The sequence below is a fragment of the Ralstonia sp. R-29 genome, from assembly GCF_049913345.1.
Lineage (GTDB): Bacteria > Pseudomonadota > Gammaproteobacteria > Burkholderiales > Burkholderiaceae > Ralstonia.
Genome location: NZ_CP184377.1, coordinates 2,374,330 through 2,391,800, shown reverse-complemented (window position 1 = coordinate 2,391,800; position 17,471 = coordinate 2,374,330). Strand labels below are relative to the sequence as shown.

The following is a 17,471-nucleotide window of genomic DNA, read 5'->3' as shown; positions in this document are numbered from 1 at the left end:
GATGAAAGCAGTCGCCTCCTTTTCGTTGCTGTTGCTCACGGGGCTGGTGGGCAACGCGTGGGCCAAGGACACACCGGCCGACGCCGCGCAGATCAAGCGGGGCGAATACCTCGCCATTGCCGCGGATTGCGCAGCGTGCCACACCGCGCCGGGCGGCAAACCATTCGCGGGAGGGTTGCCGATGCAGATCCCGATGCTGGGCACCATCTACAGCAGCAACATCACGCCCGATGAGAAGACCGGCATCGGCAAATGGACCTACGAAGAATTCGAGCGCGCCGTCCGCAAGGGCGTGGACGATGACGGCGACAACCTGTATCCGGCCATGCCGTATCCGTCGTACGTGAAGATCAACGATGCGGACATGCGCGACTTGTATGCGTACTTCCGCAACGGCGTAACAGCGGTCGAACACCGTCGGCCGAAGAGCACCATCCGCTGGCCGTTGAACATGCGCTGGCCGCTCAAGCTGTGGAACCTGATCTTCCTCAAGACTGAACCGTATGTGCCCAAGGCCGACAAGTCACCGACGTGGAATCGCGGCGCGTATCTGACGCAGGGCCTCGCCCACTGCGGCACGTGCCACACGCCACGCGGTTTCGCCATGCAGGAGAAGGCGCTGGACGAGCGCGGCAAGGGCTACTTGGCCGGCTCCACGTTGGCGGGTTGGACGGCGTTCAACATCACGTCTGACCCGACCAGCGGTATCGGCGCCTGGAAGCCCGAACAGCTCGTGCAATATCTGCGCACAGGCAGCGTGCCGGGCGTGGCACAAGCCGCAGGGCCAATGGGCGAAGCGATCCAGCACAGCTTTTCGCGCATGACGATGCAGGATGTCGCCTCCATCGCCGAATACCTGCGTACCGTGCCTGCGGTGAGCAATAACCTCGAACGTGCGCGCCAGGACTGGGGCAAGCCCGCCACCGATGTCACCGCGCTGCGCGGCAAGCCGATCGAAACCACCATCGATGCCGCGCGCCTGTACCTCGGCAACTGCGCGACGTGCCACCAGGCGGATGGCCGCGGTACGCCGGATGGCTACTACCCGCCACTGCTGCACAACTCTGCCGTTGGCGCGCGGGATTCGACCAACCTCGTGCAGGTGATTCTGTTTGGTATCGAGCGCAAGGCCGGCGACAAGCACATCGGCATGCCGGCATTTGGGCGGCAGCTCTCCGATGCGCAACTCGCCGCGCTCACCAACTACGTGACGCGGCAGTTTGGCGACCCCGCCACGCCGCAGATGACGGCGGAGGCGATTGCGAAGCGGCGGTCAGCGAAATAGGAAACCGGCAGGTGCTCAACCGCCGGTCGTCATCGAGTCGCGCGCAGGAAGCGACGGCCGCGCGGTAGGGGCGGGAGAGGCAGAAGGCGGGGCAGGCTGCGTTGTTTTGAGATCGCCTTCCGGCGTGCGCCCGGGCTTGCTGCTGCGATATGTCTTGCCCGGTGGCGGCGCGGTGGGGCGTTGCCGCACGTCGGCGAGCAGCTTGCCGCAAGCACTGTCCGGTGCGGGCTTGAGTTCCAGCACCGGCAACACCGCTGCCACCGGCGCGGCAAACGCCAGCGCCACGGCGCCACCGGCACGCAGCGCCACCACGGCCGGGTTGATCGACACATCCGGATGCTTGTAGGTGCCCTTCACATACAGCGGCGTGCGCAGTGACAACACGCGCAGCCCCTTCGAGTCCGGGTGGATGGTGAAGTCCAGCGCCTCTTGCTTGAAGCTCGTCGCGCCCGTCACGTCAATGACGGCATCCTGCGTGTCCACCACAAACGTGCGTGCCTGCGCCAGCCCGTTGCTCACGGCAAAGTCGCCCGCCGCGCAGTTGATGGTGACCTGCTTGTCGCCGAAGAGCTTGGTGAGGATCACGTTCCCCACATTCAGCCCCATGGCTTCGAGGAGGAACTTGCTGATCGTGCCTTGTTCGACGAGGATCTTCATCTCGCCGTTGGACGCGCCGAGCAGCGCAGCCACCGAGTTGCCGGTGGCGGTCAGCCGCGCGTCGCTGTTGATCTCGCCCACGCTGGCGCGCATCGTTTCCGCCTTCGGGAACAACTGCTTGAGCTTGAAGTGCCGCGCCGCCAGCGCTGCACGCGCCTGCATCGGCGTGGCGCGGCCGTCGAGTTGAATGTTGGAGGTAAGCGTGCCGCCCGCAATGCCGAAGTTGAGCGGGTCGAGCGTGAGCACCGCGTCCTGCAGCTTGACGTGCGTGACGAGGTGGTTGATTGGCAGCTCGGCGGTTTGGACGATGCGCTCGCCGGTAAACTTCACGTTGGCGTCGATGGCGTTCCAGCGGTTGGTGCGGAAGGGCTCGACCGGCAGTACCTTGTCGGCGGGCTGGCGCACGGCCTTTTCGTCGGCCTCCGCGCCGGGGTCGGCACGTCTTGCCTTGCTGGCGTTGGAGTCCGCACCGATGATCGGGGCCAAGTCGGTAAACAGCAGTTGGTGCGAGACCAGCTCGCCAGTTAACAGCGGGCGAGGCTCGCGCATCGCGAAGGTGAGCGATCCGCTCAGGTCGGAGCTGCCCACGCGGCCAGTGAACTTCTCGTAGCGCCAGCTTGAGCCCTGTTTGCGCAGCTCGCCGATGAGGCGGCCGCGTGTGTCGAAGGGCGGCGTATCGGGCAACACCACGCCGGTCAGCGGATACAGGTGCGCCATGCTCGCGCCCGAGAGATGCAGGCGCAGGTCCAGCGCGGTTAGGCTAGCCGGGTTGGTGAGCGTGCCCGCCAGGTCAATGCGCGTTTTGCCGACGGTCACGTCAGCCTGCAGTGGGTAGGGCCGGCCGGCATCCTGCAAGCGCAGCACGCCGCCAGCCTTGCCACTGCCGGTGATAGCTGCGTTGTTGTATGTGCCCTTGACCGTCCAGGCGATGCCGTAAGGTTGCTGCGGATCAGGCGCGACCGGCGCCTTGGCGGCCGCATTGGAGGCTGTGGGGCCGGAAGTGGTAGGCACCTGGGCAGGTTGCTCGTCGCTCTTGATGACGGTGCCGTTGGCCGCGGTGTACAGCGTCTGGTTATCCACCGTGTCTACGGTGGCGGCCAGGTGGATGCGCTTGATGTCATCGTCCAACGCCAGCGCGCCCTTGCTGAAAGCGATTTCCTGCAGCTCCAGCTTCCAGTCGGACGGCTTCTTGTCTGGGCCCTCATTGCCAGTCAGGTCGAACGTCCAGTTGTTGCGGTTCTGCTTGTCGCGCTCCAGCGCAATGGCGGGCGTGTCCAGCGTCACGCTGGGGATGACGATGCGATGCGCCAGCAGCGGCAACGCCTCCAGCACAAATGTGAGTTGGTGGATCGTCGCCACGTGCGGCTGCTTGGTCCAGTCCGGGTTGCCGACCGTGATGTCGTTGGCTATCAGCCGAGGCCACGGCACAAACGCACGCCAGCCCGATTCGCCCTGCGGTTTCTTCCACGTGAGCATCAAGTCGCCGTTGATGGCGAAGGGGCGGCCGAGCGCTTGCGAGACGCGATCGTTCAGATAGGGCTTGGCGCGGTTCCAGTCGAACGTCAGCACAAAGATGACCGCCGCCGCCACGATGACGATGGGTGTGATGACCAGTCCGAGGGCGAGCTTGCCGGGTGTACGCATCGTTTTCTTGTCGGTATGAGCACAAAATCGGACTGCGCGCATTGTTATATAGTTCGGCGCAACCACGATTTCATTGTGTCATGAGCCAAGTAGCAATCAGCGCGCCCGCGCATCCGCCCGTCCTCGATGATGAATACGCCCGCCGGTTTGGCGGTGTCGCGCGCCTCTATGGTCCGCAGGCGCTGGAGCGGTTTGCGGCGGCGCACGTTTGCGTGATCGGCATCGGCGGCGTGGGCTCGTGGGTCGCTGAGGCACTTGCGCGCTGCGGTATCGGCAAGATGACGCTGATCGACCTCGATCACATTGCCGTCTCCAACACCAACCGCCAAATCCACGCGCTCGGTGACGCCTATGGCATGGCCAAGGTCGATGCCATGGCTGAGCGCATCCTGCAGATCAATCCGCGCGCGGAGATCAGCCGCATTGACGACTTCGTGACGGTGGAAAACGTCGAGGCACTGCTCGGCCACGCGTTCGACTACGTGATCGACGCCATCGATGCGGTGAAGGTGAAGACCGCCATCCTCGCGTTCTGCAAGCACACCGGCAAGCGCGTGGTGACATGCGGCGCTGCCGGCGGGCAACTGGACCCGACGCGCATTCGCGTGACCGATCTCGCGCGCACGATTCAAGACCCGCTGCTCGCCAAGGTGCGCGGCAATCTGCGCCGTCAGCACGGCTTCTCGAAAAACCCGAAAGCCAAGTTCGGTATCGATGCTGTGTTCTCGGATGAGCCGCTGCGTTACCCGGAACCGGAGCAGCAGGCCTGCGCCGTTGCGCTGCCCGTCGAGTCGAGCCACGCCGGCATCGACGACCTGGCTGCGGCGGGTGAGATCGAAGTGGTCAACGCCCCGCCGGCGCCGCAACCCACGCAAGGGCCGCAGGGCTTGGCTTGCGCGGGCTTCGGGTCATCCGTGTGCGTAACGGCAGTGTTCGGGATGGTGGCAGCGTCCACGGCGCTGCGCGCGATCGCCGCCGTGTAACAAACCACGCGCGTAACAACTCGGCTCCGCGCGTTATCGCGGGATGAACTGGTCCAGCTTCTCGCGAATCTTGTCGGCGTAGACCCTCGACCATTCCTCGCGCGGCTGCTTGTGATCGAAGACCACAAACGCCGGCATGACGGACACGCCGTACCGGTCTGCCGTGCCCTGGTTCTCGTCAAAATCCATCGTGACGAAGGTGGCGCGCCCCGCGTAGCTCGATTCCATTTTTTCGAGACTGGCGACTGCGCACTGGCTCGGGTGGCTCCACTCCGCGGCAAAGCACACCACCACGGGCTTGCTTTGCGAGGCATCGATCACGTCGGATTGAAATGAGGCATCGTTGACGATCTTCATGGGCACTCCTACTGGGGGGCGCCCGCGCAACGAAGGCCTGCGGGCAGGGCCACTCTGACTCTAGGCAGGGCCAGCCCGATCGACAACCCGCGCTTATTCGACGTGCGCGATGTTGCCCACGGGGTTGCCAATCTGGGCCAAGTACGTCGTCATCATCCGGTCCATCACATCCACATGCTGGGCGAACCACGCGGGCAGTTCTGCCACCAGGCGGCGGCCTAGTTCCATTTCACCTGCAGCGGCGCGCTTGCGCACTTCGCGGCAGAGCGCCAGCACGTTCTCGTGTTCGCCACGATGGCAATGGCGCGGGGGAAATTCCACGGCGTCCATCCAGCCGTTCTCGTCGGCAAAGTGCACGTCGGTGTGCGCGATAAAGGCATCGAGCTCGGCGATGAAGTTGTCGTCTGACGCGTCGGCCACGGCGTTGAGCAGCGCGCAGAACTCAGCGTGGTTGGCGTCAGTGGCGGCGTCTCCGAGCTGGAGCGCCTCGGACCATTCGATCACGGGCATGGCGGGGCGAGAATGAGGTGGACGAGGCTGCCAGCTTAGCGACGGCCGGCTCGCCCCGGTTTGATGCGGGGCAAACGGATCAGTCGGGATCAGCCGGCACTCGGCGCGGGATGCTGCTGTAGCACTTCCACGGCGCGCGCATAGAGCGCCGCAGACGGCGCATAGCCGCGCCCGATCTGATACAGCGTGCCGCCTTGTTCAGCCAGCAGGCTGGGAAAGCCGTTGATGCCCCAGCGACGCGACAGGCGGAAGTCTTCGCGGGTTTCGTTGCGCAGCGCTTCCGTGTCGAACGTCGCATCGAAGTGTGCTGCTTCCACACCGTGAGCGAGGGCGACTTCGCGCAACACGTCGGCCTGCGTGGTGTCGCGGCCCTCTGCGTAGAACGCGTGCTGGATGGCGTGGAAGAGGGTGAGCACGCGCTCGTCGTCTTCACCCCAATGCTCGCGTGCAAGCACGGTGGCGCGGCACGCAGGCTCGGTGTCGTAGACAAAGCCCTCGCGGCGCATGGCCACGTCGGGCGACTGGTCGAACGGCATGCCGCTGCGTTCGGCCACGGCGTGCCAGTGGTGCAGGATTTCATCGCGCTTGTCGGCGGCCAGGGGCTCGCGCTGGCCGGGGCGCAGGCCGCCCGTGATGAGCGTCACGGGCACCGGCGCGCCGAGCGTATCGCTCAAGCGCTGACGCAAATCTGCAAGCTGCGGGCCGAAGCCGTAGCACCAAGAGCACATTGGGTCGGCAACGTAGATCAAGCGCATCGTCGTTCTCAGTTCAGTTTGGAGGCGAGTTGCCGACGCCAGTGCGACACCGCTTGCGGCATGTCGCGCATCATGTCGAACACCGACACCATGGTCTTGCGCGCGATGTCATCGCGGAAGGTGCGGTCACGCTCCACGATGGCGAGGAGCTGTTCGAGTGCGGCTTCGTATTGCTGGCTGGCGATGTACTGCTGGGCCAGGTCCAGGCGGGCCTGCAGGTTGTCCGGTTCGGCTTCCACCAGCGAGCGCAGGGCGTCGGCGTCGGGTAGCGCGTCGGCGCGTTCGGAGGCGTTCAGGCGGGTTTGCAGCGGGGCGTAGCGTTCGTCCTGCGGGGCCTTGGGCGACAGCAGTGCGAACTCGCCTTGCGCGGCCCGCACGTCGCCACTGTCCAACAGCAGGTGGGCCAACGCAAAGCGCGCAGCATCCAAGCCCGGATCCAGCGCCAGGGCGTTCTGGAATGCCTCGCATGCGTCTTCGATTGCGCCCGCTTGCTGCGCCGCCAGCCCCTGACGGTAGGCGATGTCCGCCGGCTGCGGAATCACGCGGTCCAGGAATGCGCGGAGCTGCCCCTCGGGCAGCACGCCCACGAACTGGTCGACCGGCTTGCCATCCACAAATGCCACCACGTACGGAATGCTGCGTACATGGAACTGCGCGGAAAGCTCGGGGTTGTCATCCGAGTTGACCTTGGCGAGCTTCCACTTGCCGGCATATTCGGTTTCGAGTTTTTCCAGCATCGGGCCCAGCGTGCGGCATGGGCCACACCAGGGCGCCCAAAAATCCACCAGCACGGGGACTTGGCGAGAGGTTTCGATCACTTCCTGCGCGAAATCTTGCGAGGTGACGTCGCTCATCGTCGGGTTTCTCCTAGGAAAAAAGCCGCCGGCAGTGCATGCCGGCGCGGTCTTGTCCCATTCTACTTGGGGGCATCCGCGGCCGTTTTCATGCCCGCCGAAATAACTGTCCTGACAACGGTTGAAAATAGAACGATCGTTCGGATACCATCCGGTAAAAACAACAGACAGATTCACGGAGACATGGCATGACACGACCGCACTTCCAGTTCTGGCCCCGGCGTTTGCCGCACAACATCCACTCGCCGCAAACGAGCCTTTGGTACAACCTGGAAGTGTCTGCCCGACGCTATCCGGACAAGGACGCGATCATCTTCTACGGTCGGCACACGACCTTCCGCGAGCTACACGACGATGCACTGGCCGTGGCGGGCTGGCTGCAGCAAGTGGCCGGCGTGCAGAAGGGCGACCGTGTGCTGCTGTACATGCAGAACTGCCCGCAGTTCATGGCCGCGTATTACGGCATCCTGCGCGCCGACGCGGTCGTCGTGCCGGTCAACCCGATGAACCGGCCGGAAGAGTTCAAGCACTACATCACCGATGCGGGCGCGGCCACGGTCATTTGCAGCGCCGACCTGGCTGTCAACGTGACGGCCGCCAACGCCGATCTGCCCGAAGCGCAGCGCACGAAGCATCTGCTGGTCACGTCTTACGCCGACGCACTGCCGGCTACCTATGAATACCCGGAAGACGCGCCGCCTGCGTGGATCACAGCAGAGCATCCAGCCCAGCCCGGTGCGGTGGCGTGGAAGGGCGTGCTGGCCCAGCGCCTGCAACCCGGCCCGCATACGGCGGGGCCCGACGATCTGGCCGTGATGCCCTACACCTCCGGCACCACCGGGTTCCCGAAGGGCTGCATGCATCCGCACCGCACCGTCATGCACAACATTGTCGGTGGGTCGTTGTGGTCGGGGGGGACGATGGAGGGCGTGAGCCTGTCGATCATCCCGCTGTTCCATGTGACCGGCATGCAGTACGGCATGAACGCGCCGATCTACATGGGCTCTACCGTAGTGATGTTGCCCCGTTGGGATCGTGAAGTTGCCGGGCGGCTGATCTCGCGCTACAAGATCACGCACTGGACGAACATCCCGACCATGGTGATCGACTTCCTGGCGAGCCCCCAGTTGGCGGAGTTCGACCTGTCGAGCCTGACCTACATCGGCGGCGGTGGCGCGGCGATGCCGCAGGCCGTGGCAGAGCGCTTGTTGAAGGATTTCAACCTGGCCTATCAGGAAGGCTACGGCCTGTCGGAAACGATCGCACCCACGCACAGCAACCCGGCCGACCGGGCGAAGCAGCAGTGCCTGGGCATTCCCGTGTTCAACACCGATGCGCGCATCGTCGATCCGCAGACGCTGCAGGAGCTGCCGATTGGCGAGGTGGGTGAGATCATCGTCAGCGGCCCGCAGGTGTTTCTGGGCTACTGGGGCAAGCCGCAAGCCAGCGCCGAGGTCTTCATCGAGTTCGAGGGCAAGCAGTTCTTCCGCACCGGCGACCTCGGCAAGATGGACGAAGACGGCTACTTCTTCCTCACGGACCGCCTGAAACGCATGATCAACGCGTCGGGCTTCAAGGTGTGGCCAGCCGAGGTGGAGAGCCTGCTGTACAAACACCCGGACGTGCAGGAGGCCTGCATCATCGGCACGCGCGATGCGTATCGCGGCGAGTCGGTCAAGGCGGTGGTCGTGCTCAAGGCGCATGCCAAGGGCAAGACCACGGAAGACGACATCATCCACTGGGCGCGCGACAACATGGCCGCCTACAAGTACCCGCGCGTGGTGGAGTTCGTGGATGCGCTGCCCAAGTCCGGTACGGGCAAGGTGATGTGGCGCACTCTGCAGGAGCAGGAAAACGCCAGGAACGAAGCCGCCGAGAAGCCGGCAGCCGCATAAGAGAAAGGGGCCCGAGTGGCCCCTTTTTCAATGTCCGCGCGCTTTGAAAAGCAGCGCGCCGATGCCGTGGAAACCGCGTTGGCGCGCATGCCGCATCGGCGTCATGCCGCCTCGGTCGGGCAGGTTGGGGTCGGCGCCGCCGTCGAGCAGCAGTTGCACGGTCTTCTCGTACTTCTCGCTGCCGTCGCCCAGGGCCACGGCTTCGATCAGGGCGGTCAGGCCCAGGTTGTTGGTCGCATCGGGTGGCACGCCGGCTTTGACGAGTTCGTTCACGACTTCCACATAGCCGCGGTGTGCGGCGGGGATGAGCGCGGTGTCGCCATCGGCGTTGGTGGCGCGCACGTTGGCGCCGTGGGAGAGCGCCAGGCGTACGGTTTCCGCATCGCCTTGGGCGGCGGCGAGCAGGAAGGCGCTGTTCTGCGCGTTGTCCTGCAGGTTGACGTCGGCGCCAGCCTGGATCAGCAGGCGCGCGGCGGCACCCATGTGCGCGGCCACGGCGGCGATCAGCGCGGTGCGGCCGTCGGCATCGCGCGCTTTGAGGTTGGCGCCATCGGCCAGCAGCGCCTGGATGGCCATGGTGTTGCCGGTCTGCGCGGCCACGATGAGGTCGCGGTCGCGCGTGGCGGGGTTGCTTCGGTGGCTTGGCTGCGTAACAGGCGCTGCGCCAGGGCTGGCTTTGGCACTGGAGCCCGCCGCCACACGCAGTATCGGCAGATGTTGCTCCTGCCACGCGTTGGCCATGTCGCCCACGGCCAGCGCCAGCCCGAGCATGACGCCGATGAGCTGGTTGATCGCAGGATGCGGGGCGAGGAGCATGGTGGGCGCGCGCTCAGGCGCTCAGGTAGGGATCGGGCAGCGGCGCGTTGTCCGTTGCAGCGGAAGGCGCGTTGGCGGCGTCCATGGCTTGCAGCCGTGTCCACAGACGGTCTAGGTACGCATCGTGCAGCCCGTTGCTGGCCAGCCCGATCAGCGTGCGCTGCAGATATTCACGTGCCGGGCCGTATAGCCCGACGGCCTCGCGCAGGCAGCCGACCACGCGTTCGTCGGGCAGGCGGCCGGCATAGGCCTCGTGCGCGCGGTTCATGACGAAGGCCAGCGCGTAGACGCGGCGCCCGTTGATCTCGGTCGGCAGCCAGCGCGGCAGGTAGGCGCCGGTCAGCATCTCGCGGCGCCACAGCACGCGGAATTCATGCTCGGCATGCTCGCGCGGCACGCGAAAGGCCACGCCCCGGCAACTGCCGCCACGGTCCAGGCCGAGCACCAGCCCCGGGTTGTCCCAGGTGCCACGATTGATGCGGGAGTAAAGGTAGAAGCCGCGGTGATACCCGTGCACCGTGGCGGGGGCCGCCTCGGTGTGGAAAATCATCGGGTTCCAGATGAGCGAGCCGTAGCCGAACACCCAGGCGTCCTGGCACTCGCAGGGCGCAGCCGACAACCGCGCGAGCGTCGATGCAAGCGACGCTTCCAGCGCAGCCTCGGTCAGCAACGACGACGCGACGGGCGAATCACCCAGGGCGGCGCGCAACCGGTTCTGTTCGAGATCCTCTCGGGTGACGGCCATGTCGCAAGCATAGAGCAATCGTTACGAGTGGTCACGCGGGCAGGCGGCCGATGGCGCGGAAACAGTGCGTTGCGAGGCTTGGGGGCGTCTGACTATGGCGCGGCCGCAACGGTGGAGTCTGTGCAGCCGGAAACTTGGAGGCGGGGGAACGGAATTGAACCGTCTTATACGGCTTTGCAAGCCGCAGCATTGACCACTCTGCCACCCCGCCAGGGGAGGGGGGCTTGCGACGCATCGTGTGACGTATCGCAAGCCGGGTGCGGATTCTAGCGCAGGATCAGACTTCCAGCAGATCGACTTCGAAAAGCAATGTTGCGTTCGGGGGGATCACGCCGCCGGCGCCGCGTGCGCCGTAACCCAGGGCCGCCGGGATGATCAGCTTGCGCGTGCCGCCGACCTTCATGCCTTGCACGCCTTCATCCCAGCCCTTGATGACCATGCCGCCGCCCAAGTGGAAGGCGAACGGGTCGTTGCGGTCCTTGCTGGAGTCGAATTTCTTGCCGACTTCGCCCGAGTCGTTGTCATACAGCCAGCCGGTGTAATGCACGGTGACGTACCGGCCGGCCGTGGCCTCGGCGCCGTCGCCGACGACGACGTCTTCATATTGCAGACCGCTTGCAGTGGTTTCGATGGTCATGGTGAGCCTCGTGGGTAATGACGGGGTGAGAGACAAACTCAGGCTTGTGCGGCCTTGAGCGTTTCGAGCTGGACGTGGACGTTGTCCGCGTCGTTGGCGATCCAGATGTCGCCGTCCTGGATGGTGACTTGCAGACGCATGGTGCGTTCCACCATGGCGGCCAGCGCGGCGACGGTGTCCGCCGCCACTTCGTACACCGACACGTTGGCAAAGCGTGTGATCTTGGTCTCGGTCTGTTGCCACCACACGCGGCTGGCGTTGCCGCTATACGTATACACGGCGACCTGCTCGGCGCGGTTGCTGGCCTTGCGGATGCGGGTTTCGTCGGGGTTGCCGAGGTCGATCCACAGCTCGATGGCGTCGGTCAGGTCGCGCTGCCAGAGTTCGGGTTCATCAGGCTCGGACAGGCCGCGCGTGAAAGCGAGCGATTCGCTGGCGTGGCGGGCAAAGGCGAGCACGCGCACCATCATGCGTTCGTCGTTCTCGCTGGGGTGGCGGGCGACGGTCAGCGCGTGGCTGGCGTAGTAGTGGCGATCCATGTCGGCGATCTGCAGATCGACCTTGTAGATCGTGGATTTCAGGGCCATGCGGGTGGTCGGCTGGTTGGCCGGCAGAAGGGCCGTTTTCGGCAAAGCGCGCATTGTCGCACGGGCGGATGACGCGTTTGTCATGACGCTCTGCAGTTTGGTGCATTCCCAATGGCCCCCGTTTGCGGTATACGCAAGCGGTGCATGCGTTTCCGGCCATGTCGGGTCGCCGGAAGCGCAGGGGGTATGCACGACTCTTTCCTATCCCAACAGGACAATCAGAACGATGCGTTGGATATTCGGAATCGTGGGTCTCGTGATCGGGGCCCTGGGCGGTGGCGTTGTCGGCGCGTTTTTTGGGGCGCTGATCGGTGTCGGACTGGCTTCGCTGATCTTGCATATGGACAAGCGGGCCAGTTCGCAATGGGCCAGCCCGCCCACCGGGGGTGAGACTGCCGAGCAAGCTTCGGCAACTGTGCCGGGAACCGCCACGATGCAGGAACGCGTGGCGCGGCTGGAGCACGAGGTGTCGCTGCTGCGCTGGCAGATCGCAGAAATCAGGGGCGGAGCGTTTGCTGCGCCGGCCCCTGTGGAGGAGGCCGCCGAGCCAGCGCCGGCTGTGGTGGAGGCGTTGCCCGCGGTGGAAGCGCCTGCGGTATCGGTGCCGACCGCGCCCGTGGCGGTTCCGCAGCCCACTCCACAGCCAGTTCCGCAGCCGACGGCAGCCCCGGTGTTGGAACCGTATGAGCCCGACTGGGTCGAGCGCGCGGTGGGTGCCGCCCGCGACTGGCTGCTGGGCGGCAACAGCGTGGTGCGGGTCGGCATCCTGATCTTGTTCTTCGGCGTGGCCTTCCTGCTCAAGTACGCGGCGGACAACAGCCTGCTGCCGGTGGAATTTCGCCTGGCGGGTGTGGCGGTCGGGGCCATTGTGCTGCTGGGCATCGGGTGGCGCCTGCGCGAGAAGCGCCCCGGCTACGCGCTTGTGCTGCAGGGTGGCGGGGTCGGCGTGCTGTATCTGACGGTGTTTGCGGCCACGCGCATGGTGCCGTTGCTTTCGCCGGGGATGGCGTTTCCGCTGCTGGTGCTGATCTGCGCGTTGGCAGCAGGCCTGGCGGTCAAGCAGAACGCACCGGCATTGGCGTTCACCGGCAGTGCGGGCGGCTTTCTCGCGCCGATCCTGATCTCCACGGGGCAGGGCAGCCATGTGGCGCTGTTCAGCTATTACGCGCTGCTCAATGCGGGCATCTTCGCCATTGCGTGGTTCCGCGCGTGGCGGGCGCTGAATCTGCTCGGCTTCGTCTTCACGTTTGGCATTGCCACCGCGTGGGGCGTGTTGCGCTATCAGCCCGCGCTGCTGGCCAGCACCGAGCCGTTCCTCATCCTGTTCTTCCTGATGTATGTGGGGATTGCGCTGCTGTATGCGCTGCGTCGTCACGTCAGCCTCAAGCACTACGTGGATGGCACGTTGGTGTTCGGCACACCGCTGGTGGCGATGGGGTTGCAGGCCGGGCTGGTGCACCACATTCCATTCGCCGTGGCCTGGAGTGCTGCGGCGCTGGCCGCGTTCTATCTGGCGATCGCGGCGTGGCTGACGCCCAGGCGCGCAAGCCTTGGCCTGCTGTACGAATCGATGTTCGCGCTGGGCGTGATCTTCATCACGCTGGCGATTCCGCTTGCCTTCGACGGCCGCACCACCAGCGCCGTGTGGGCGTTGGAAGGCGCCGCCGTGGTGTGGCTGGGTGTGCGCCAACAGCGTCGTGTGGCGCTGGCGGCGGGCTTGCTGCTGCAGTTGGCGGCGGGGGTGGCCTTTGCTGTCGATGCGGTGTTCGATTGGGCGCCGGCCGGCGGCTGGGTGGTTCTGAACAGCCGCTATATCGGCGGGTTGCTCATCGCGCTGGCGGGCGTGTTCAGTGGCTGGCGGCTGCACGGTAAGGCCGAGGCCCGCGCTTGGCTGAAAGCTGCGCCGGTCCTGGGCATCGCGGCCGCCGTGTGGGGTTTGCTGTGGTGGCTCGGCAGTGGCAGTGCAGAGATTGACCGCTGGGCCTGGCGTGCCGCCACCAAGGCAGTCGACCGGCCCGACATTCCGCTGTACGCCGCGTTTGCCGTGCTGACGGCGTGGGCAGCGCACGCCCTGCGTCGCAAGCTCGATTGGGCGCTGGCGGAGTGGCCCGCTTTGGCGTTGTCGCCAGTGCTCGCCTTGGTCGCGCTTGCGGCAATCGAGCACTGGCGTCCGTCGCCGCTGGCCGGCTGGGGCGGGTTGGTGTGGATTGCATCGATCGTGCTGGCCTTCGTGCTGCTGCGTCGCCAAGAGTCCGATGTGAAAGATGCCATCCTGGCGCCGCTGCACACCGTGCTGTTCTGGCTGATCTGCGGCGTGCTGGCCACCGAGGGCTACTGGCGCCTGGATGCCTACGTGCCCGAAGGCACGTGGAGCTTCGCCGCGTGGGCCTATGCGTATGGCGCGCTGCTCGCACTGTTGGCCGGGGTGGGCTGGCGCATCCGCTGGCCGATTGCTCGTTTTGAGCGCGCTTATCTCTTGTGGGGCGCAGCCCCGCTGGCCGCGCTGCTGTGGCTGTGGAGCTTGGCGAGTGCGGGCAGCGACGGCAATGCCGCACCGCTGTTCTACCTGCCGATCCTCAATCCGCTGGATGTGGCGCAGCTGCTGGTGTTCCTCTCCATCGCGCTGTGGATGCGCCGCGTGGCGTTGCAGAAGCTCGTGCCGGAGCCCATGGTGATCGGCTACGCAATCGGCGCGACGCTGTTCATCTGGGCCAATGCCGTGTTGCTGCGCACGCTGCACCACTGGGCGCACGTGCCGTACACGCTCGATGACCTGGGTGACTCGATGCTGGTGCAGGCGTCGCTGTCGATGTTCTGGACGGTGCTGGCGCTGGCGGTGATGGTGGTCGCCACGCGGCGTGCGAGCCGCGCGCTGTGGTTCACGGGCGGCGCATTGCTGGGCGTGACGGTGGTCAAGTTGTTCCTGTTCGACCTGTCGCGCGTGACCGGCGTCGAACGCATTGTTTCGTTCATCGCCATTGGCGTGCTGTTGCTGTTGATCGGCTACCTGTCGCCGCTGCCGCCCAAGTCCCAGGGCGAGGCAGAGACCGAGAGCGAATCCAAGGAGGTTGTGTGAAGAAGCTTGTTTTAGCGATGGCCGCGGCGTCGTTGCTTTGCGCGCCGGCCTGGGCTGAGCGCTTTGCGTTGACGGGCACGCCCGGTGCTGCGTACTACGCCGTCACGCTCAATGAAGACGTCTACGCCCATGCGCACGAGGCCAGCCTGGCGGACTTGCGCATCCTGAATGGCGACGGCGAGCCTGTGCCATTCACCATCGATATCCCGCGTGACCCGGCGCCGCAGGCCCGCACGCTGCAAGACGTGCACTGGTTCACCACGCCCATCGACGATGCGCAGCAGCCGACCGCCGCCGGTGTGGTACTCGGCCCCGATGGCGTGCTGCGCGCGACGGGTGCTGCGCCCGCACAGGCCGCTGCGCGCGCGTGGCTGGTGGATTTGAGCCAGCTCCGCGATACGGTGACGGCGCTGGTGGTCGGCCTGCCGACGGCTGAGTACCAGAGCGGCGTGACCGTGCAAGCCAGCGATGACTTGCAACACTGGAGCCCCGTCGCCCAAGCGACGTTGTTTCGGCTATCCAACCAGGGCAGCCTGCTCGTGCAGGACCGCATCGAGTTCACCGGCTTGCACGCGAAGTACCTGCGTCTGACGTGGCAAGGCAAGCCGCCCGCGCCCGAAAGCGTGCGTGCAGAGCTGGCTGCGGGCGCGCCCGCATTGGCCGCCGATAGCGCGATCCAGTGGCGCACCGGTCTGGCGCCGGTACAGACGCCGGCTGCGGGCGACTATCAATTCGACACCGGGGGCGTGTTCCCCGTTGAACGCTTGAAGATCCGCCTGCCGCAGCCCAACACCGTCGCGCAGGCCACCGTGTATGCGCGTGCCGATGCGCAGGCACCCTGGCGGCCGGTGACGTCTGCGCGCTTGTTCCGTTTGGCCGGTGCCGGTAGTCAAGGCGAGCAGGAAAACGCGGCCATCGTCGTGCCCGCCAGCGGCGAGCGCTACTGGCGCTTGCAGGTCGACACGCGTGCCGGTGGCCTGGGAGCCGGCGCGCCGCAACTGTCGATCGGCTGGCGCCCCGCCACCGTGACGTACGCGGCGCGCGGTAATGTGCCCTTCGTGCTGGCGGTGGGGGAGGTGGCGCGCAGCAGCCCGATCGCGCGGGCGGACTTGCTTGCCGGCGCGTCCCCGGCGGTCGCGCCCGCACAACTCGGCACGATGAGCGACTCCCCGGCGGATGCGCTCACGGCAGAACCGCCAGGCGGCCGGACACGCCAATGGGTGCTGTGGGGCGCGCTGCTGGCTGCAGTGGCCGTGCTGGGCGGCATGGCGTGGCGATTGTTCAGGGCGTCAGCACCGCCGGCAGACACATCGCACTGAAGCAGGGAAGCTCAAAAAAAAACGGCGCCACCAGAGCGCCGTTTTTTTTTTGAGTGAGACGTCGTATCAATGCACGAACGCCGGCTGCACAAAGAGTGCGATGGTGATGGCGAACCCGACCGTCCACACCGCCGAGCGCAGCGGCGGCCAGTCCGCCAGATAGCAGACCGTGTACACCGCCCGCGCGGCCACGAAGCCGATGGCCAGCCAGTTGACGCGATCCACCGGGCTGCCGCCCAGAATGGCCACTAGCACCGCCACCGCAAAGAACGGGAACACCTCGAGGTGGTTGCTGTGGGCACCATTGGCGCGTCGGGCGAGGCCGGTCAGGTTGGCCGACCATTCGCGCGGGTTATGGTTGTCGCGCTTCGGCCCCGAAGCACGCGCGATACCCATGCAAACATAGGGCAGCACGGCGGCAATCAGAACGCACCAGAGGGCGATCGGCATAGTCAGTTTCCTAGGCGAGAGTCTGGGTGCCGAACCGTAGCACAGGCCGCGCGTTCAAACACTCCCCCAAACGCTACTCGGCCCCGTGCACGGCGATGCGGATATCGCCCAGCATGACCACCTGGCCCGAGCGGATCTTGGCGGTCTTGCGCAGCTCCGGTTCGCCGTCGACGGTAACGGCGCCATCGGCAACGACCGCCTTGCCGGCGCCGCCGCTATCCACCACGCCAGTGAGCTTGAGCAGCTTGTGCAGCTCGATGTAGTCGGTGGTCAGGGCGAAATCGATATTGGGCATAAATGAACTACGTAGCTTATTGAGGCGTGGCTTCCACGCTGATGTCGAGGTCGACGCGGTCGCCCACCTCAGGCAGGAAGCGCGTCATGCCAAAGGCGCTGCGGGCAATGGCGAGATGGAAGTCGCCGCCGCACACGTGGCGCGTGCTGCCGGGCATTTTCTCGTCGCCGCAGCTGAAGCGGCGCACGTCCAGGCGCACAGGTTGCGTCACGCCATGCAGCGTCAGCTTGGCCTCGATGGCGACGAGCTTGCCGCCTTCCACGACAAAGCGGTCGCTACGCAGGCGGATGATGGGAAACTGCGCCGCATCGAGAAATTGCTCGGATTTCAGCACGCCATCCAGCACCCGCAGGCGCGTGTTGATGGAAGCGGCATCGACGGTGAAATCGAGGCCGCCTTGGCTGCTGGCTTCATTGAAATCGATGGCGCCGTCGATCTTGTCGAAGCGGCCACGCACTGTGGTGCGATCGAAATGCGATGCGCCAAAGTAGACGGATGTGTGCGTCAAGTCCGGCGCAAATGGCGCGGCCACGGCGGGGAGGGCGGACGCGGTGAGTGCGCCCGCCAGCAATAGAATCCATGCACGCATGGTGCCTCCTTGATGAG

Annotated in this window: 17 protein-coding genes and 1 tRNA gene; 5 read left to right on the top strand and 13 right to left on the bottom strand. The window is 65.7% G+C overall.

What is annotated here, in order from left to right; translation table 11 throughout:
• Window position 1: 1 nt before the first annotated feature.
• Window positions 2-1,285 (top strand): cytochrome c, encoded by a 1,284-nt coding sequence (locus ACN9M1_RS11260; RefSeq protein WP_426394400.1) that lies wholly within the window; start codon window positions 2-4, stop codon window positions 1,283-1,285.
• A 15-nt stretch (window positions 1,286-1,300) separates the two neighbouring features.
• Here the strand turns inward: ACN9M1_RS11260 and ACN9M1_RS11255 are convergent, their stop codons facing one another.
• A complete protein-coding gene (locus ACN9M1_RS11255) occupies window positions 1,301-3,586 on the bottom strand; it encodes an AsmA family protein (RefSeq protein WP_426394398.1) in 2,286 nt (761 codons plus the stop codon).
• 80 nt (window positions 3,587-3,666) lie between these two features.
• On the opposite strand from ACN9M1_RS11255, the gene tcdA reads away from it, so the two are divergent.
• Window positions 3,667-4,569 carry a tRNA cyclic N6-threonylcarbamoyladenosine(37) synthase TcdA gene (tcdA, locus tag ACN9M1_RS11250; protein ID WP_426394396.1) on the top strand — a complete coding sequence of 301 codons (903 nt, stop codon included), beginning with the start codon at window positions 3,667-3,669 and terminating at the stop codon, window positions 4,567-4,569.
• Between the two features lie 33 nt (window positions 4,570-4,602).
• Here the strand turns inward: tcdA and ACN9M1_RS11245 are convergent, their stop codons facing one another.
• The 4 genes from ACN9M1_RS11245 to trxA form a co-directional block, all read right to left on the bottom strand.
• Window positions 4,603-4,926, bottom strand: a complete 324-nt coding sequence (locus ACN9M1_RS11245; protein WP_426394394.1) for a thioredoxin family protein — start codon at window positions 4,924-4,926, stop codon at window positions 4,603-4,605.
• A gap of 93 nt (window positions 4,927-5,019) precedes the next feature.
• Window positions 5,020-5,436, bottom strand: a complete 417-nt coding sequence (locus ACN9M1_RS11240) for a bacteriohemerythrin (protein WP_426394392.1) — start codon at window positions 5,434-5,436, stop codon at window positions 5,020-5,022.
• Window positions 5,437-5,525: 89 nt separating this feature from the next.
• A complete protein-coding gene (locus tag ACN9M1_RS11235; RefSeq protein WP_426394391.1) occupies window positions 5,526-6,191 on the bottom strand; it encodes a DsbA family protein in 666 nt (221 codons plus the stop codon).
• Window positions 6,192-6,199: 8 nt separating this feature from the next.
• Window positions 6,200-7,045, bottom strand: coding sequence for a thioredoxin (trxA, locus tag ACN9M1_RS11230; RefSeq protein ID WP_426394389.1), 846 nt, complete (start codon window positions 7,043-7,045; stop codon window positions 6,200-6,202).
• Window positions 7,046-7,233: 188 nt separating this feature from the next.
• Between trxA and ACN9M1_RS11225 the strand changes: the two genes are divergently transcribed.
• Window positions 7,234-8,940: a long-chain fatty acid--CoA ligase gene (locus ACN9M1_RS11225; protein ID WP_426394387.1), complete on the top strand. Its 1,707-nt coding sequence runs from the start codon at window positions 7,234-7,236 to the stop codon at window positions 8,938-8,940.
• A 27-nt stretch (window positions 8,941-8,967) separates the two neighbouring features.
• Here the strand turns inward: ACN9M1_RS11225 and ACN9M1_RS11220 are convergent, their stop codons facing one another.
• The 5 genes from ACN9M1_RS11220 to ACN9M1_RS11200 form a co-directional block, all read right to left on the bottom strand.
• On the bottom strand, window positions 8,968-9,756 hold the full coding sequence (locus ACN9M1_RS11220; protein ID WP_426394386.1) for an ankyrin repeat domain-containing protein: 789 nt from the start codon (window positions 9,754-9,756) through the stop codon (window positions 8,968-8,970).
• 13 nt (window positions 9,757-9,769) lie between these two features.
• Window positions 9,770-10,501, bottom strand: coding sequence for a gamma-glutamylcyclotransferase (locus ACN9M1_RS11215; RefSeq protein WP_426394384.1), 732 nt, complete (start codon window positions 10,499-10,501; stop codon window positions 9,770-9,772).
• Between the two features lie 135 nt (window positions 10,502-10,636).
• Window positions 10,637-10,712 (bottom strand) — tRNA-Cys (locus ACN9M1_RS11210).
• Window positions 10,713-10,778: 66 nt separating this feature from the next.
• Window positions 10,779-11,138 (bottom strand): FKBP-type peptidyl-prolyl cis-trans isomerase, encoded by a 360-nt coding sequence (locus ACN9M1_RS11205; RefSeq protein ID WP_426394382.1) that lies wholly within the window; start codon window positions 11,136-11,138, stop codon window positions 10,779-10,781.
• A gap of 38 nt (window positions 11,139-11,176) precedes the next feature.
• Window positions 11,177-11,725 carry a YaeQ family protein gene (locus tag ACN9M1_RS11200; RefSeq protein ID WP_426394381.1) on the bottom strand — a complete coding sequence of 183 codons (549 nt, stop codon included), beginning with the start codon at window positions 11,723-11,725 and terminating at the stop codon, window positions 11,177-11,179.
• A 226-nt stretch (window positions 11,726-11,951) separates the two neighbouring features.
• On the opposite strand from ACN9M1_RS11200, the gene ACN9M1_RS11195 reads away from it, so the two are divergent.
• Window positions 11,952-14,801 carry a DUF2339 domain-containing protein gene (locus ACN9M1_RS11195; protein WP_426394379.1) on the top strand — a complete coding sequence of 950 codons (2,850 nt, stop codon included), beginning with the start codon at window positions 11,952-11,954 and terminating at the stop codon, window positions 14,799-14,801.
• A complete protein-coding gene (locus ACN9M1_RS11190) occupies window positions 14,798-16,120 on the top strand; it encodes a DUF3999 domain-containing protein (protein ID WP_426394377.1) in 1,323 nt (440 codons plus the stop codon). Before ACN9M1_RS11195 ends, ACN9M1_RS11190 begins: the two co-directional genes overlap by 4 nt.
• Window positions 16,121-16,186: 66 nt before the next feature.
• Here ACN9M1_RS11190 and ACN9M1_RS11185 read toward each other — a convergent pair whose 3' ends face one another.
• The 3 genes from ACN9M1_RS11185 to ACN9M1_RS11175 all read right to left on the bottom strand — a co-directional run bounded on the left by ACN9M1_RS11185 (window position 16,187) and on the right by ACN9M1_RS11175 (window position 17,454).
• Window positions 16,187-16,570 carry an MAPEG family protein gene (locus tag ACN9M1_RS11185; protein WP_426394376.1) on the bottom strand — a complete coding sequence of 128 codons (384 nt, stop codon included), beginning with the start codon at window positions 16,568-16,570 and terminating at the stop codon, window positions 16,187-16,189.
• 73 nt (window positions 16,571-16,643) lie between these two features.
• Complete coding sequence (locus ACN9M1_RS11180) at window positions 16,644-16,865, bottom strand: RNA-binding S4 domain-containing protein (RefSeq protein ID WP_426394374.1); 222 nt, start codon at window positions 16,863-16,865, stop codon at window positions 16,644-16,646.
• A 16-nt stretch (window positions 16,866-16,881) separates the two neighbouring features.
• Window positions 16,882-17,454 carry a YceI family protein gene (locus tag ACN9M1_RS11175; RefSeq protein WP_426394372.1) on the bottom strand — a complete coding sequence of 191 codons (573 nt, stop codon included), beginning with the start codon at window positions 17,452-17,454 and terminating at the stop codon, window positions 16,882-16,884.
• Between the last annotated feature and the right edge of the window lie 17 nt (window positions 17,455-17,471).

Bases quoted from the DNA above. Each gene is read 5' to 3' on its own strand.
- ACN9M1_RS11175 (WP_426394372.1), bottom strand. From the start codon at position 17,454: ATGCGTGCATGGATTCTATTGCTGGCGGGCGCACTCACCGCGTCCGCC.
- ACN9M1_RS11215 (WP_426394384.1), bottom strand. From the start codon at position 10,501: ATGGCCGTCACCCGAGAGGATCTCGAACAGAACCGGTTGCGCGCCGCC.
- ACN9M1_RS11240 (WP_426394392.1), bottom strand. From the start codon at position 5,436: ATGCCCGTGATCGAATGGTCCGAGGCGCTCCAGCTCGGAGACGCCGCC.
- ACN9M1_RS11260 (WP_426394400.1), top strand. From the start codon at position 2: ATGAAAGCAGTCGCCTCCTTTTCGTTGCTGTTGCTCACGGGGCTGGTG.
- ACN9M1_RS11220 (WP_426394386.1), bottom strand. From the start codon at position 9,756: ATGCTCCTCGCCCCGCATCCTGCGATCAACCAGCTCATCGGCGTCATG.
- ACN9M1_RS11180 (WP_426394374.1), bottom strand. From the start codon at position 16,865: ATGCCCAATATCGATTTCGCCCTGACCACCGACTACATCGAGCTGCAC.
- ACN9M1_RS11200 (WP_426394381.1), bottom strand. From the start codon at position 11,725: ATGGCCCTGAAATCCACGATCTACAAGGTCGATCTGCAGATCGCCGAC.
- ACN9M1_RS11205 (WP_426394382.1), bottom strand. From the start codon at position 11,138: ATGACCATCGAAACCACTGCAAGCGGTCTGCAATATGAAGACGTCGTC.
- ACN9M1_RS11245 (WP_426394394.1), bottom strand. From the start codon at position 4,926: ATGAAGATCGTCAACGATGCCTCATTTCAATCCGACGTGATCGATGCC.
- ACN9M1_RS11185 (WP_426394376.1), bottom strand. From the start codon at position 16,570: ATGCCGATCGCCCTCTGGTGCGTTCTGATTGCCGCCGTGCTGCCCTAT.
- ACN9M1_RS11235 (WP_426394391.1), bottom strand. From the start codon at position 6,191: ATGCGCTTGATCTACGTTGCCGACCCAATGTGCTCTTGGTGCTACGGC.
- ACN9M1_RS11225 (WP_426394387.1), top strand. From the start codon at position 7,234: ATGACACGACCGCACTTCCAGTTCTGGCCCCGGCGTTTGCCGCACAAC.
- trxA (WP_426394389.1), bottom strand. From the start codon at position 7,045: ATGAGCGACGTCACCTCGCAAGATTTCGCGCAGGAAGTGATCGAAACC.
- ACN9M1_RS11195 (WP_426394379.1), top strand. From the start codon at position 11,952: ATGCGTTGGATATTCGGAATCGTGGGTCTCGTGATCGGGGCCCTGGGC.
- ACN9M1_RS11255 (WP_426394398.1), bottom strand. From the start codon at position 3,586: ATGCGTACACCCGGCAAGCTCGCCCTCGGACTGGTCATCACACCCATC.
- tcdA (WP_426394396.1), top strand. From the start codon at position 3,667: ATGAGCCAAGTAGCAATCAGCGCGCCCGCGCATCCGCCCGTCCTCGAT.